Source organism: Paraburkholderia solisilvae, assembly GCF_902859875.1.
Taxonomy (GTDB): domain Bacteria; phylum Pseudomonadota; class Gammaproteobacteria; order Burkholderiales; family Burkholderiaceae; genus Paraburkholderia; species Paraburkholderia solisilvae.
This window is the reverse complement of sequence record NZ_CADIKF010000005.1, coordinates 1-14,857: the sequence shown is the minus strand read 5'-3', so window position 1 is coordinate 14,857 and position 14,857 is coordinate 1. Positions and strand designations below refer to the sequence as shown.

At 64.2% G+C, this 14,857-nt stretch carries 9 protein-coding genes and 1 pseudogene; 2 read left to right on the top strand and 8 right to left on the bottom strand.

Going from position 1 to position 14,857, the window contains the following annotated elements:
* Window positions 1-98: 98 nt before the first annotated feature.
* Window positions 99-359 carry a type 2 periplasmic-binding domain-containing protein gene (locus HV675_RS04875; protein WP_175109658.1) on the top strand — a complete coding sequence of 87 codons (261 nt, stop codon included), beginning with the start codon at window positions 99-101 and terminating at the stop codon, window positions 357-359.
* Window positions 360-583: 224 nt separating this feature from the next.
* Here the strand turns inward: HV675_RS04875 and HV675_RS04870 are convergent, their stop codons facing one another.
* The 4 genes from HV675_RS04870 to HV675_RS04855 all read right to left on the bottom strand — a co-directional run bounded on the left by HV675_RS04870 (window position 584) and on the right by HV675_RS04855 (window position 9,180).
* Window positions 584-1,699 (bottom strand): purine-nucleoside phosphorylase, encoded by a 1,116-nt coding sequence (locus tag HV675_RS04870; RefSeq protein WP_175109657.1) that lies wholly within the window; start codon window positions 1,697-1,699, stop codon window positions 584-586.
* A gap of 373 nt (window positions 1,700-2,072) precedes the next feature.
* Window positions 2,073-2,978: a cation diffusion facilitator family transporter gene (locus HV675_RS04865; protein ID WP_175109656.1), complete on the bottom strand. Its 906-nt coding sequence runs from the start codon at window positions 2,976-2,978 to the stop codon at window positions 2,073-2,075.
* 45 nt (window positions 2,979-3,023) lie between these two features.
* Window positions 3,024-4,088, bottom strand: a complete 1,065-nt coding sequence (gene selD / locus HV675_RS04860) for a selenide, water dikinase SelD (protein WP_175109655.1) — start codon at window positions 4,086-4,088, stop codon at window positions 3,024-3,026.
* A gap of 241 nt (window positions 4,089-4,329) precedes the next feature.
* On the bottom strand, window positions 4,330-9,180 hold the full coding sequence (locus tag HV675_RS04855) for an NAD-glutamate dehydrogenase (RefSeq protein ID WP_175109654.1): 4,851 nt from the start codon (window positions 9,178-9,180) through the stop codon (window positions 4,330-4,332).
* A gap of 528 nt (window positions 9,181-9,708) precedes the next feature.
* Between HV675_RS04855 and HV675_RS04850 the strand changes: the two genes are divergently transcribed.
* On the top strand, window positions 9,709-11,259 hold the full coding sequence (locus HV675_RS04850) for a coiled-coil domain-containing protein (RefSeq protein ID WP_175109653.1): 1,551 nt from the start codon (window positions 9,709-9,711) through the stop codon (window positions 11,257-11,259).
* Window positions 11,260-11,346: 87 nt separating this feature from the next.
* Here the strand turns inward: HV675_RS04850 and HV675_RS04845 are convergent, their stop codons facing one another.
* The 4 genes and pseudogenes from HV675_RS04845 to HV675_RS04830 all read right to left on the bottom strand — a co-directional run.
* Window positions 11,347-13,122, bottom strand: coding sequence for a hypothetical protein (locus HV675_RS04845; protein WP_175109652.1), 1,776 nt, complete (start codon window positions 13,120-13,122; stop codon window positions 11,347-11,349).
* Window positions 13,123-13,129: 7 nt separating this feature from the next.
* Window positions 13,130-13,909 (bottom strand): C39 family peptidase, encoded by a 780-nt coding sequence (locus HV675_RS04840; protein WP_246270100.1) that lies wholly within the window; start codon window positions 13,907-13,909, stop codon window positions 13,130-13,132.
* Between the two features lie 14 nt (window positions 13,910-13,923).
* Window positions 13,924-14,439: a hypothetical protein gene (locus HV675_RS32375; RefSeq protein ID WP_246270099.1), complete on the bottom strand. Its 516-nt coding sequence runs from the start codon at window positions 14,437-14,439 to the stop codon at window positions 13,924-13,926.
* 181 nt (window positions 14,440-14,620) lie between these two features.
* Window positions 14,621-14,857 (bottom strand): annotated as a pseudogene (locus HV675_RS04830) (hypothetical protein); the annotation flags it as partial.

Below are 14,857 nucleotides of genomic sequence, written 5' to 3'. Positions count from 1 at the left end.
TTCGCCAAAGGCGGATTTATCCGCCGTCCTTCCCCGCCTACATTTCACCCTGTCGCAGCGCTAAACGTCGGCGCTGAAACGAATGACAGGAGTGGATCATGAAACGCAGTCTCTTCGCAGCGCTCGTCCTTTCGGTACTGGCAAGCACCTCCGCATTCGCCGATGGCGGCGGCGGAATCGGTCGTGCGGGTACGTATAACCAGCCGTGGTGGTCGCAAGGCAGCAGTGTGTCGCGTGCGGAAGTCAAAGCGGGTATTGCCGCGTCGCACGGCTACACGGTGCAAAACACCGACACCGGCAACACCGAGCATGTCGCTGCGCAAAACGGTCGCGCCACCAGCAGCGCAAACGGTCAGTAAGACCTTTGGCGCCGCGCGAAACGTCGTTGCGTTTTAACGAAGCCGCGCGGCCAGGAGATGGTCAGAATTATCGAATGCAAGGAGTCGAACATGAACCCATCCGAACTCGATGATTGGTCGACGAACGTTCCTGTGTGGACGCCGTATCGTTCCCGATAAAGCAATACGGTCTTACGGTCGCCTCCGGCCAAGCAGGCGACCGTCAAAGAGGGCGGGGCTGCGCGTTAGTCTTGCGGCACGCCCTCACGCCATTTACTCCATTGCGTGACGATCGACTGTACGAGCGGGCTGCCCGCGCGATAGAGATTCGCCAACGCGATATCGCCGCCGCCCTGCCCGTTTGTATTCAGCAGATTGTCGACGCTCGATTGACCCTTCGGCGGGCGATCGAAGTCCGAGCCGGTGCGCAGCACCGCGACGCGCTGCAAATCGACGCGTTGCACGCTCGCCGCGCGTTTGAGCGCTTCATACGTCGCGTTGTCCTCCTGCTGCGTCGTGCAAAAAGTGCCATTGCCGTCGGTGAGAATTTTCATCCATTGACGCGCGCGCTCGCCGATCCCATCGCCGGACCACCAGATGTCGCTTGTCTCGGTGTCGCATTGGACCACCTTCGGCGGCTGATTGGCCGGCGCATAGTCGTATTTGGCGCGCGTCGCCTGCGCTTGCGATGCATCCGCGAGATCGACGTCGCGCGACAGCGCGAGCGCGGCATCGGTCAGTTGATGGTTCAGCTCGAACACTTCCGTCCGGTATTCGAGCGCCGGCTTGTCATTCGGGTTTTTCGCAAAGATGCCAAGAAACCCGTTGGGCCAGCTCGACGGCGCTTCGCGCGCATCGACTTCCCATTGAATGCCGAAGTCGACCAGATAGTTAGCCCAGGCCGCGGTGCCGAGCGTACCCTGCGCGGGATCGATACCGGCCACGCCGGCGATCAGGAAATACGTGCGCCGCAAATCGAAGCGCGGCGAGAAGGTCAACGCCATCATCGACGCCGCCGCATTCGCGTGCCCCATACCGGTCGTCATCACGCAAACGTCCTGCTCGTTGCAGCGGACCACCGGATAGTCCGGCGACAGTCCCGCGACGCGAATCTCCTGCCATGGGCCCAGCTTGTCGAGCCAGACCTTGCCTTCCGGGCCGAACATCGACACGATCATCACCTTCGGCGTGCGAACCTGAGCCGGGTGTGCCGTGTGTGCGGCAGCGCTCGCAGCGGGCGCCGCACGGGTCTGTGCGCCGGCGAGTGCGGGCAGCGAAGTCAGGCATGCAACCGCGGTGGCGAGCACGCATGCGGCGTAAGTGGTTGAAGCGCGAGCAACGGACGAGCGGCGTGTCTTCATGAAGCGTCGTTCCTTTATTCTTTGCTATCAGAGGAGGAGGCTCGCAACGGCCGCGGCAATCGCGCGTTGCATGAAGCACATGCGATGCGTTTGAACCATTGCAATGCGTTTAGCGATTTGAAATGCCCAGGTCGAAATACTTTAAGCGCAGGCAATGCTCAAACTTGTGCGAGGCTTAAGCGAATGCGAAGCTGCGAGCGAAGGCAAGCGCTCCCGCACGCGGCCGCAATGCCCTGTGCCGAACATCATTCGGCAAAGCAACCTTGAGCGAAAAGCCATGACTTGAGCGCGAACAAGTATAGGCCCGCGGCCACGCACGTTCATTAAATTTTCGGTAGGTCGCCACCACGCTGCGCGATGCAACGCGGCACGCTCAAGCGCGCGGCACATCCGGTTCGAAGAACACCCAGCGCACTTGCGGAAACGTCTCCTGCAGTTCGGCTTCGATGATATTGATCGCATCGACCATCGCACGTCCGCTGTCGTAGTCGATCATCTCCGCCTGCACGGCCACCACCACATGCCGTCCCCACTGCAGCGTGATCAGATTGATGATGCTGCGGATCTCCTTGCGCGCGCGCAGATGCGCATCGATCGCGCGGCGCACCTCCGGGCTCGCCGATTCGCCGATAATCATCGACTTCACTTCGCGTGCAACCAGCCAGGCGATCACCATCAACAGCAGACCGACGCCGACCGAACCCAGTGCGTCGAAAACGGGGTTGCCGGTGATCATTGTCAGCAGCACGGCCAGAAAAGCAATGGCGAGCCCCGCCAGCGCCGCGACGTCTTCGCCGGCGACCACCAGCAACTCCGACTCGCGCGTTTCGCGAAACCAGCGCCATAACGACTTGTCCGGGTTGCTCTTGCGAATTTCGCGCATGGCGCCCGTGAGCGACAGCGCCTCGAGCACCACCGACACGCCGAGCACCGCGAGCGCGACATACGCATACGACAACGGCTCATGCACCAGCACCCGGTGCACGCCTTCATATACCGAGAATGCGCCGCCGACGAAGAACAGCAGCAGCGCGACGATCAGCGAATAAAAGTAAATCGCGCGGCCCGCGCCGAGCGGATGCAGCGCGCTGGCGGGCCGGCGCGCCTGGCGCAGGCCGAACAGCAGCAAGATCTGGTTGCCGCAATCGGCACTCGAGTGAATCGCTTCGGCGAACATCGCGCCGGACCCCGTGAAAGCCGCGGCCGCGAACTTGCAAACCGCGATGCCGAGATTGGCGGCCAGCGCGTAGAAGATGGCTTTCGGCGATTCTTCCGTCATTGTTGGTATGAGCGAGTGTTATTGGACGTGTCTGTCAAACGATCTTCAGGCAACCTCAACGCGCGCCGCGCCACCGGTCATTTCACCGATCACCGCCGCCTGAGCAAAACCGCCTGCCCGGAAAATGGCGAGCACGTCGTCGACGCTGTCGGGCGCGCATGCCACCAGCAGGCCGCCCGATGTCTGCGGATCGGTCAGCAGCGTGCGCGCGGTGTCCGGCAGGCCGTCGGCAAGCTGCACGTGCTCGCCATACGACGCCCAGTTGCGGCCCGATGCGCCGGTAAACACACCGGCCGCGGCAAATGCATCGACACCGTCGAGCCACGGCAGGTCCGCATAGCGCACCCGCGCGGCGAGCCCCGCGCCGCGCGCCATTTCGAGCGTATGTCCGAGCAGGCCGAAGCCGGTGACGTCGGTCAACGCATGCACGCCCGGCAGCGCCGCCAGCTCGGTGCCCGGGCGGTTCAGCTGCGTCGTCGACGCGATCATCTGCGCGTAGCCTGCGTCACCGAGCTGGTTCTTTTTCAACGCGGCCGACAGCACGCCCACGCCGAGCGGCTTGCCGAGCACGAGCACGTCGCCGGCCTGAGCGGCGGCGTTGCGCTTGACGCGCTGCGGATGCACGACACCGAGCGCCGCGAGGCCGTAGATCGGCTCGACCGAATCGATCGAGTGGCCGCCCGCCACCGGAATGCCCGCCTGCGCGCAGATGTCTTCGCCGCCGCGCAACACCGCGGCGATCACGTCGTGCGGCAGCACGTTGATCGGCATGCCGACCAGCGCGAGCGCAAGAATCGGTTTGCCGCCCATCGCGTACACGTCGGACAGCGCGTTGGTCGCGGCGATGCGGCCGAAGTCGTACGGGTCATCGACAATCGGCATGAAGAAATCGGTGGTCGCGATAATCGCCTGTTCGTCGTTGAGGCGATAGACGGCCGCGTCGTCAGCGGTTTCGGTGCCGACCAGCAGATCGGGAAACGTCGGCAGCGGCATGCTGCGCTTGAGCAGATTCGACAGGACGGCCGGTGCGATCTTGCAGCCGCAGCCGCCGCCGTGCGACAGGCTTGTCAAACGCGGGACGTTGAGGTTCGGCGAAGCGGTTTCGTTCATAACAGGCGCCATGCAGTGGTGAATACAGCCGATATTATCGGCAATCCGGCTCAAAGAGGGGAACGCAGTGGCGAAGAGGCGGCGAACACACCGGCGTGCTCCACCCGCGTTTCCGCCCTCACGTGGGCGCGGGTGCGGCGACACGGCCGGACGACGCGATCGATGCCACTTACGCGCATAGCGCTACGGCCGCTGCGAAAGCTACGCCGCGTTGCCACCTCGGACCTTCATCCGGCAACGCTCAATGCCGCTCCAGCGCCGCCATCTCCCGCACCACGACGAGCAGCATCGACAGACTCGCCCCGCCTGCCGCTCGCAGATCGCCAAGCAGTTGCGCGTAACGCGCAAGCGCCGCTTCGCGACGGGCCCGCCACGCGTCGACAAGCATGGCGGGTTCGGTCAACGCCGACGCGTCCGGCGCCTGCGCGAGCGCGCTCGTCGCAAGCTGGCGCTTGAGCCGCGCGAGTTCGGCGAGCGCGGCGGCGCGTGCCATTACGTCCCAATGCGTGGGCGTCGGCAACGCGGCGGCGCGCTCGCCGATCCAGTTGTAATTCAGCTGTGTGCCGAGCGCGAAATACACGCCTGCGACCTGCTCAAGGCTGCGCCCGCTCGTCGCCGCGACTTCCGCGATATCGAGCAATGCCGCCGGAATCTCGCCGCTCGCGACGCGCACCGCGAGTTCGCTGTCGACGCCCGCATCCACCAGCACGCGCTGCCGCTCGGACAACGCTTCGATATCCGCCGCGGGCAATAGCGCCGGCAGTTGCGGCGCGAGGCGCTGCGCGGCGTCGCGGCAGCGCGCGATCAACGCCGCGGCGCCGCCGTCCTTCAGCTCGCCCGCTTGCAGATGCCGCAGGAACCACAGTGCCGCGCTTTCGAGCAGGTGCGTGATCTCGACGAACATGCGCGCCTGCACGTCGTCCGGCACACGATTATCGAGCGCGTCGATCTTGCGCCACACGTCGTCGAGATCGAACACGCTGCGCGCCATCAGACACGCACGCACGATATCGCCCGGCTGCGCATCGGTTTCCTCCATCAGCCGATGCACGAATGCACAGCCGACGCGATTGACGAGTGCGTTCGTCAGATACGTCGCGAGAATTTCGCGGCGCAGCGCATGGCGATGCATCGGTTCCTCGAAACGCTGCCGCAGCGGCTGCGGAAAGTACTCGGCCAGCATGCCGGTAACGAGCGCGTCTTCCGGCACGTCCGATTCGAGCAGCGCATCGTATAGCCACATCTTGCTGTACGCGAGCAGCACCGCGCGTTCCGGCGACGTCAGACCCTGCTTCGCGGTGTGCCGCTCGTTGATCTGCTCATCGGTCGGCAGGAATTCGATTACCCGATTCAAACGTCCCGCGCGTTCGAGCCAGCGCATCAGCCGCGTTTCCGCATCGAGCATGTCGGCCGGGTAGCGGCCCGCGATCGACAGCGCCTGGGTCTGGTAGTAATTGTCCTGCAGCACCAGCAGCCCGACTTCCTCGGTCATCTCCGCGAGCAGCGCATTGCGTTGCTTGTCGGTCATCTCGCCGTCCGCGACCACCAGCCCCAGCAGGATCTTGATGTTGACTTCATGATCCGAGCAATCGACGCCCGCCGAGTTGTCGATCGCATCGGTATTCACCCGTCCGCCGCGCTGCGCGAATTCGATGCGCCCATATTGCGTCAGCCCGAGGTTGCCGCCTTCCGCGACCACCTTGCAACGCAACTCGTTGCCGTTCACGCGCACCGCCTCGTTGGTGCGATCGCCGACCTGCGCATGCGTTTCGTAGCTTGCTTTCACATATGTGCCGATGCCGCCGTTGTACAGCAGATCCACCGGCGCCTGCAGAATCGCGCGGATCAGCTCGTTCGGCGTCAGCGCGGTCGCGCTGATGCCGAGCACCGCCTGCACCGCCGCGGACACCGGCACCGTCTTCGCGGTGCGCGGAAAAATGCCGCCGCCCGCCGAGATCAGCGACGGATCGTAGTCCGCCCAGCTCGAGCGTTCGAGATTGAACAGGCGTTGCCGTTCGGCAAAGCTCGTGGCCGGGTCGGGATTCGGATCGACGAAAATATGGCGATGATCGAACGCCGCCAGCAGTTTGATATGCGGCGACAGCAGCATGCCGTTGCCGAACACGTCGCCGGACATATCGCCGACGCCGACCACGGTGAAGTCGGTGGTTTGCGTATCGATGCCCATTTCCCGGAAGTGCCGCTTCACCGACTCCCACGCGCCGCGCGCGGTAATGCCCATCTTCTTGTGGTCGTAGCCGACCGAGCCGCCCGATGCGAATGCATCGTCGAGCCAGAAGCCGTATTCCTGCGAGATCGCATTCGCGTAGTCGGAAAACGTCGCCGTGCCCTTGTCCGCGGCAACCACCAGATACGGGTCGTCCGGATCGTGCCGCACGACTTCAGGCGGCGGCACGATCTCCGCGCCCGAGCGGTTGTCGGTCAGATCGAGCAGCCCGCGCAGGAACGTCTGATAGCACGCGACGCCTTCGCGCAGCCATGCTTCGCGATCGGTGACCGGCGGCGGATTCTTCACGACGAAACCGCCTTTCGAACCGACCGGCACGATCACGACGTTCTTCACCATCTGCGCCTTCATCAGCCCGAGCACTTCGGTGCGGAAATCTTCGCGGCGGTCGGACCAGCGCAGCCCGCCGCGCGCCACGCGGCCGCCGCGCAAATGCACGCCTTCGACGCGCGGCGCATAGACCCAGATCTCGAACATCGGCTTCGGTTCGGGCAGGCCCGGCACTTTCGACGGATCGAACTTGAACGACAGATACGGCATCGGCCGGCCGTGCGCGTCGCGGCGAAAGTAGTTCGTGCGCACCGACGCGTTGATCACGCCGAGGAACTGCCTGAGGATGCGGTCTTCGTCGAGATTCGGCACCTGGTCGAGCGCGCCTTCAATCACCTTCAGCAACCGCTCGATGCGCGCTTCGCGTCCGGTGCCCGGCGACGGATCGAAACGCGCGAGAAACAGTTCGACCAGCATGCGCGCAAGCGCCGGATTGCCGGTCACCGCGCGCTCGATATACGCGTCGCTGAAGGTCGACCCGACCTGCCGCAAATACTTCGCATACGCGCGCAAAATCGTCACCTCGCGCGCGGCCAGATGCGCGCGCAGCACCAGCCGGTTGAAGTCGTCGTTTTCGATCGTGCCGGTCCATACCTGCTCGAACGCATCTTCGAACAGATCTTTCACGCGCTCGATATCGAACTCCGTTTCGTCGGCCAGTTCGAGGCCGAAATCGTGAATCCAGGCGGGCTGCGCATGCGGCGCCTCGATCAGATAAGGACGCTCTTCGTCGACGCGCACGCCCAGGTGCTCGAGCATCGGCAGGCTGCGCGAAAGCGCGATCGGCTGCCCGACGCGATACACCTTGAAGCGGAACGCGCATGGCGCGGATTCGATCGGCCGGTACAGGTTCATCGCCAGATGGCCGCTCGCCTGCACGCGTTCGATCAGCTCGATGTCGCGCACCGCGGTACGCGCCGCGTAGTCGTCGCGATAGCCGGCCGGGAACGAATCGGCATAGTGCTGCAGCAACCGGTTGCCCTGCTCCTCGCCGAATGCATCGAGCAGCGCATCGGCGAGATCGTCCTGCCAGCGCCGCGTGACCTGCACGAGCCGCGTTTCCAGCTCGCGCGTATCGACCTCGCGCATCGCGCCCGGCTCCGCGCGCACCACGAAGTGAATCCGCGCGAGCGTCGACTCGGACAACAGCGGCGTAAACTCGACCGCCGAGCCGTTGAACACATCGAGCAGCAGCTTCGCGATGCGCCGACGCAAATCGGTGTTGTACTTGTCGCGCGGGACGAACACGAGACACGACACGAAGCGGTCGAAACGGTCGCGCCGCACGAAGATTCGCGTGCGCTGATGCTCCTGCAAGCGCAGGATGCCCATCGCGATGTCGTACAGCTCGTTTTCGTCGGCCTGAAACAATTCGTCGCGCGGATAGGTTTCGAGCACCGTCACCAGCGATTTACCGAGGTGCCCTTTCGGCAGGAAGCCCGCGCGCCGCACGATATTCGCGCATTTGCGGCGCACGATCGGAATCTCCGCGGCCGACACGCTATACGCGGTCGACGTATAGAGCCCGATGAAGCGCCGCTCGCCGGTTATCTTTCCATCCGGCCCAACCAGCTTCACGCCGACGTAATCGAGGTAGCCCGGCCGGTGCACGGTCGCGCGCGAGTTGGCCTTCGTCAGAAAGATCGGCAATGCGCCGCCGATGATCTCCGCGGCGGCCGGCGGCAGCGGTGTCACATCGGCGGCGGGTTCGTCGCGCAGCGCGTCGCGCAGAATGCCGAGACCCGTGCCGGGAACCGCGCGCAGTCCGAAGCCGCTGCCATGCGACACCAGTGCGTAGTCGCGCTGGCCGAGAAATGTGAAATGATCGGCGACCATCCATTCGAGAAAGGCGCGCGCTTCGACGCCGTCCACGCTCGTTTCGCGCGCCGCGAGGTCCTTGATCGTATTGCGCGCGATCTCGACTATCTTGTGCCAGTCTTCGACCGCCGCGCGCACGTCGCCGAGCACGTGCGCAAGCGACGTGCGCAGCGCCTCGAGCTTCGCCGCATCGCCGCAGCGGTCCACTTCGAAATGGATAAACGACGCGAGCTGCGACTTCCCGTCGTCGGCTACCGAGCCGCCGACCGCGACGCGCACGATGCTGCCATCCTTGCCGCGCCAGATGCGGAACACCGGATGCACGACCGAATGCAGCGCGAGCCCGAGGCTGTTCACGGCCATCGATACCGAGTCGACCAGAAACGGCATGTCGTCGTTGACGATCTCGATGACCGTGTGGTCCGAATGCCAGCCATGCTGCTCGAGAATCGGGTTGTACACGCGCAGGCGCTCGCTGCCCGGCACGAAACGCTGCGCGGTTTGCCAGTGCGCCATCGCGGCGCCGTACAGGTCGGGAATGTTGCGGCTTTGAAGCTCGTCTACGTCGACGAAATCGTAGTAGTGCCGCAGGAAAGGTTCGACGATCGCAAAGGCCGGCTCGGGCAGCCGGCTCCCCGCAAATTCGACGATATCGTTGAGCAGGTGCGCGACGGTTTCCTCGTTCTTCGCTAGCATGACGTCCTCCCCAGCGGGTGGTGGCGACTCATTGCATCGTCGATAGATGGGCATTATGCACCCAGCCTGCCGCCCCTCTGTGTGCATGCGCACATGGAAAGAAGGACCGCGCGCCGCGATTCCGCAGCGCACCCCCGCATCTAAAACGCTTATTGATTTATTACTCGCATTCCTGATGAATTTTTAAAAGCGTATCGACTTGCTTCGTATAGTTAATTGACCATGCGAGCCAGGGTTCTTCTGATTAGCGAACCTCGCGGCAATGCACTAATCTCTTAAAGTGCGTCGCCCCCCGGCGGATTCGCGCAATGCAATTTCCCCTGTTGGCAAAACCCGGCGTACATGGCGGTATTTTTCGCGCGCTTCCCCAAGCGCCCCAGCCGCCGCTTTTTCACGTAACGCGCATACGAGTCTCAATCGAGTTGCCATCATTTGCCGGCGTGGCGCCGCATCTGTTCGCCATTGCCCTGCCGGTCTGCTGTCGAAGTGTACGCGGTCGAACCTGCAAGCCTGGCATGGAGACGCACCATGAAGCGCGAGCCATTGCGACATTTCCGCACAATCAGTTATGCGACTTTATTGATTTTTTTTCATGCCGAATTACATGCGCAATCGCTCGACGATCAGACCGCGCAGGAAAACATTGCAACGCTTCGGCAGGAATTGAACGAGCGCATTAAAGAGCTCGACGCATTGAAACGGAAACTCGCCGAAGAAGAAGCGAATTTCCAGAGATTGAGTCAGGCGCTCGATACGCGCCTGCTCGAATCGAAGCGCGGCGCGGGTGAACCGGCCGGCAGCGGTACGGCGGCGCCTGGCATCGCGCAAGATGCGGCCGCGGGTGCCGGCTCGGGCGCAGCCGTGGGCAATGCAAGCGGCGGCGCGAATCTGGCCAACGGGACGAACGCGGTAAGCGGCGGCGGTGCGAATACCAGCGCGGCAGCAGGGGGAGCGGCGGGCGCGGCACAAGGCGTCGCGCCGGCGCAGAACGCGCAGAACGCGGCGCCGGGTTCGAATCAACCCGCCAGTCAACCGTCGAATCAACCCGCGGTTCAGTCCACTGCGCAGGCTGCCGCGCCGTCGCCGCAACAGCCCGTCGGCCAGGCGCCGGTGCCGGACACCGCGCCGCCCGCGGTCGCGCCGATTTTCGATCAACCGGGTGTGCTCACGCCGCGCAACAAGTTTGTGCTCGAACCGTCGTTCCAGTTCGGCTATTCATCGTCCGATCGCGTTGCGCTGGTCGGCTACACGATCATCCCCGCATTGCTGATCGGTCTGATCGATGTGCGCGAGATCAAATCGACCGTACTCACCGCAGGTCTTGCCGCCCGTTACGGGGTCACCAACCGGATGGAAGTGGAAGTGCGCGTGCCGTATGTGTACTCGACCAACGACACCGTGAGCCGCGAGGTCTTCACCGGCACCGCGCAGGACAACGTGTTCAACAGCAGCGGCCATAATATCGGCGACGTCGAAATGACGGTGCGCTACCAGTTGAATGAAGGCGGCCCCGACAAGTTCTACTACGTCGGCTGGCTGCGCTTCAAGACGGCGACCGGCAAGAGCCCGTTCGACGTGGTGACCGATTGCGTGACGCGCTGCATCGGCAATACGACCGGCACAGGCCTGCCGCTCGAACAGCCGACCGGCACCGGCTTTTATGCGATCCAGCCTGGTCTCACATGGCTGTTTCCGAGCGACCCGGTCGTGTTCTTCGGCAACTTCAGTTACTTGCACAGCTTCGGTCGCAGCGATTTGAGCCTGACGATTCTCGACGGCGAAAAAGACTTCGTCGGCCGCGTGCAGCCCGGCGATATCTGGGGCTTCAATATCGGCATGGGCCTCGCGCTGAATGAAAAGTCGTCGTTCAGTATCGGTTACGACCAGAGCATCGTGTTGCCGACCAAACAGAATGGCCAGACCGTGCCCGGCTCGGTGCGCGTCGTGCTCGGCACGCTGCTCGTCGGTTACTCGTACCGGCTGTCGCCGAAGACCACGCTGAACTTCTCGCTCGGTGCGGGCCTCACGCGCGATACGCCGGACCTCACCCTCACGCTGCGTCTGCCGATCACGTTCTGAGCGGCGCGCGGTGCATGACGCATGCGGCGCGCGGGCCGCGTGCTGTGCGTTTATCCGATGTCACGCCGCATGGTTATTCATTGCTCGCTATCGCGTGCGCACCGCGTTGATCAACGCGCCGTTCAGCGTGGAGCCGACATTGAAATTCTTGAACATCGACAGCGAATTGACCGTCGTGTTGATCGTCGTCAGTGCCTGGATATTCTGATTGTTCAGCGTGTTCTGAATCACCGCGCCCGACACCCCAGGCAGCGCGCCGGGCTGCACGACATTGCCCGGCCCGTTCTGCACCAGCGCACCTGCATTGACCGACGCGAGTTGCTGCGCCTGCTGCGCGCTGATGTTGCTGATGTCGGGAATGTTGAAGCTCGTCGTCGTCAGCAGATTGCCGTTGACGACCACCATCCGCGAGATGCCGAACGATACCTTCAATCCCGACGACAGATCGAAGCCGCCGCGCATCTTGTCGAGCCGTTCGTCGCTGATCGCGACCTTGTCGGACGCGGACCAGTTCGGGTCTTCGCTGTTTGCCGCAGTTGCGGCCGGTTGCGCACGCGTGGGCAGCGCAGGTTGTGCCTGCTGCTGGCGGGTGGCGGCAGTTGAATTCGCGCGCGACGGCGCCGCGATCGGCGCGGCATACGACACCGGCGGTTTCGCCGGCGGCGCAGGCAGTGCGGCGGGCGCGGCAGCGGCTCGCGGCGACAGTGTTGGCGATGGCGACGCCAACTGCGATGATGATTGAGGCTGCGAGGACAAAGCGGGCGATGCTAGCGGCCGCGGCGTCTTTGACGGCGGTGCTAACAATTGCGGTGTCGGCGACGTCGATGCTTGCGCGATCGATGCCGGTGCGTGCGGCGCTGTTGCGGACGTGAGCGCGAATGGCTGTGCTTGCGCAAGCGGCTGCGCCGCTTCTCTCGCTTCACGACGCGCGCTCGCGTCGCCGCGCGGCCTCACTTCAATCGGCGCCGCGTAGGACACGAGGCGGGAGCGCGCGATTACGCCGGCGCGTTGCGCATCCGGTTGCATGGCGTGTTGCGTTTGAGCAACCGCATCTTCCACCGCATGTGCTTCGTCTACAGCACGCGTTTCTTTCATCGCGTGCGTTTCTTCCACCGCACGCGCTTCTTTCACCGCATGTGTCTCTTCCACAGCGCGCATTTCTTCCACCGCATGCACTTCTTCCACCGCTTGCACCGCATGAACCGGAACCGCAATCGGCGCCGCGTATGAAACCGGCCGCCGCTTATCCGGCAATGGCAGCATGTTGCCCGGAATCGCCGGCGCGCCGGCAAGCGGCGCAGGTTGCTGCGCGTCTTCGGCCACACGCGGAGCCTTGAGCGCGTCGAGCGTATCGGCGACATCCACAGTCTCGTCCGCGCGCACCGCATCTTCAACCGGCGCCGGCGGCAATGACGACGGCGACGGCGACGCCACCCGCGCCGACGCCGGCACCTCGTCGAGATCCGCCTGTTGCACCGCGTCGCCGCGCGGCTCGCCCCATTCCAGTTGATTCGCCCGCGCTGCGGCGAAGACCGGTGCTGCTGTCTGAGTACTCATGGTCGCAACCGTGTCCGTATGCGCTGGAACGGCGATCGGCGCGGCGTACGAAAGCGGTACGTCGCGCGCATTCGCCGCGTCGGTCACGCATTGTGCATCCGATTGCGCCGCATCCACAATCGGCAAATTTGCCGACGCACGCGCGCTTTCCTCGTCTGAATACACGACGGGCGCGGCAGCCATGGCAGCAGGTCCGGTCACGGGTCCGGCGACGGCCTCAGCCTGTTGCGCATGCGCCGCAAACGGCGCGACGCTGCCGCACACGACAGTGGCAATGCGCGCGAGCTTGCGGGTCTCCGTCTTCATGATCGCCTCAGAAGTCGCTCGGTCCGTGTTTGGGCATCACGACAAAGAACAGCCCGTCGCGATTGATCCCCGTGTAAAGCGGTGCGCTCGGCGCGACGCGCCAGTCGTCCGGGCTATTGAATATGCCCATACCCGGTTTGTTATGGATCACGAACAAAACCTGGTCTTCCCACTTCTTCTCGAAGCTTTCCTGCGGCATCGGCCGGGTGCCGGTCGCCGGGTCGCCGATCAGCACGCGTTTGTTGCGCACCCCCTTGACCACGACGAAATGGTGATACCCGCTCTCGCTGATCAGCACGATCGCCGGCGTGTTGGTGTCCGCGAGTTTCTGCAGCGGCAGCTCGTAACCGTCCGCGATAAAACCGCGCCGTTCGAGAAAGCGCTTGATATCGAGCAGCGAGAAGCCCTGCTGGCGAATCTTCGCCTGATCGCCGTCGAGGAACATTTCCTGGAACGCGATCTGTTCGCTGACCGGATAGTTGTACTGGTACGTCAGCAGCGTCGCGACCGCGGCCGACCCGCAACTGAAATCGTATTGCTGTTTGATGGTTCGCTTGAAACGCGCCTCTTTCAGGCTCGTCACGTGCATCGCGTAGTTCGCGCCCGCCGGATCGATGATCGTGATGTCGTCCGCGTGCGCGACCGGCACCCACGCCAGCGCGCATGCGAGCGCAACCGCGCGCCACGCCGCGACCGCGGCCGCGCGCGAAGCCCCGTGCCGGGCGGTATGCGAGGCCCGGAAGCAGACACCGCCGGCGCGACGGACCGGATGAGCAGAACGGAACATGGCGATGTTTCCGCTCATTCGCCGAAGCGTACGTTCAACACGGTCGCGTTCTGAATCAGCACGTTCGCGCCGGAATTCTGGATTACCGTCGGCAAGCCGCTCGAATTCGCGAAGGAACCCTGACTGATCGAATTCGACCCGGTCACGACGCGGTTCGCCGTGTTGCTCGCGACGGTGCCGGTCAGGTCGTTCTGCCCGATCAGCGCGTCGCCGCCGCGATGTTCGTCCAGTTGCCCGGCGGTCATTGCGACGCCGAATCCGTCGTCCTGCGCGGCGGCCGCCGGTGAAGCCTGCGGCACCGCCGCTTGTGTCGTGTGCGTCGCCTGCGCCGCTTGTGTGGAACTCACGGCGCCGGCAGGCATGGCGCCGATATCGGGAGACAGGTTCGCGGTGGGCCGGCCCGCCGTATCGGCTGCGACCTGCTGCGTAGCCGACGGTAAAGACGGCGTCGAGTCCGCCGCGCACGCGAGACCGTGCACGACCAGCATGAACGGTACGGCCAACAGCGTAAAGCTCTTGCGCGCTTGCATGAGCGTCTCCTTCGTCCCGATGCGGCGGAAAGCCACCGCACCGGGACCGGATTCTATGGTCAGCGCCGGGCAAGCGAACCTTGCAGCGGGATCGCCCGCCCGGTCGTGAAGCTCGCTGCGGTGCGCGCAGATGCACGCACCGCAACGGCTCCTCGGCATCGACGTTCGAAGCGTTGCCGGATCAGTGTCCGACAGTCAGATTCGCCTGAACGGTGATGGCCTGTTGCGCAAGCGAAGCTGCGGCAGTCGTCTGGTTCATCACCGAGATGCCCGCCGCCGATTGCGCCGCTGCCGTCATCGTGTTGCTCATGTCGAACGTGCCGGCGTTGACGGTATTGGTGCCGCCCGCACCGCCTGCGCCGCCCGCGCCGCCGGTGCCCGTCGCGCCGGTTCCGGTTGCGCCCGCCGCGCCCGCCAC

What these genes read in the sequence shown, in the direction of transcription:
- HV675_RS04865 (WP_175109656.1), bottom strand. Translation starts at nt 2,978, where the DNA reads ATGACGGAAGAATCGCCGAAAGCCATCTTCTACGCGCTGGCCGCCAAT.
- HV675_RS04845 (WP_175109652.1), bottom strand. Translation starts at nt 13,122, where the DNA reads ATGAAGACGGAGACCCGCAAGCTCGCGCGCATTGCCACTGTCGTGTGC.
- HV675_RS04840 (WP_246270100.1), bottom strand. Translation starts at nt 13,909, where the DNA reads ATGTTCCGTTCTGCTCATCCGGTCCGTCGCGCCGGCGGTGTCTGCTTC.
- HV675_RS32375 (WP_246270099.1), bottom strand. Translation starts at nt 14,439, where the DNA reads ATGCAAGCGCGCAAGAGCTTTACGCTGTTGGCCGTACCGTTCATGCTG.
- HV675_RS04850 (WP_175109653.1), top strand. Translation starts at nt 9,709, where the DNA reads ATGAAGCGCGAGCCATTGCGACATTTCCGCACAATCAGTTATGCGACT.
- HV675_RS04855 (WP_175109654.1), bottom strand. Translation starts at nt 9,180, where the DNA reads ATGCTAGCGAAGAACGAGGAAACCGTCGCGCACCTGCTCAACGATATC.
- HV675_RS04875 (WP_175109658.1), top strand. Translation starts at nt 99, where the DNA reads ATGAAACGCAGTCTCTTCGCAGCGCTCGTCCTTTCGGTACTGGCAAGC.
- selD (WP_175109655.1), bottom strand. Translation starts at nt 4,088, where the DNA reads ATGAACGAAACCGCTTCGCCGAACCTCAACGTCCCGCGTTTGACAAGC.
- HV675_RS04870 (WP_175109657.1), bottom strand. Translation starts at nt 1,699, where the DNA reads ATGAAGACACGCCGCTCGTCCGTTGCTCGCGCTTCAACCACTTACGCC.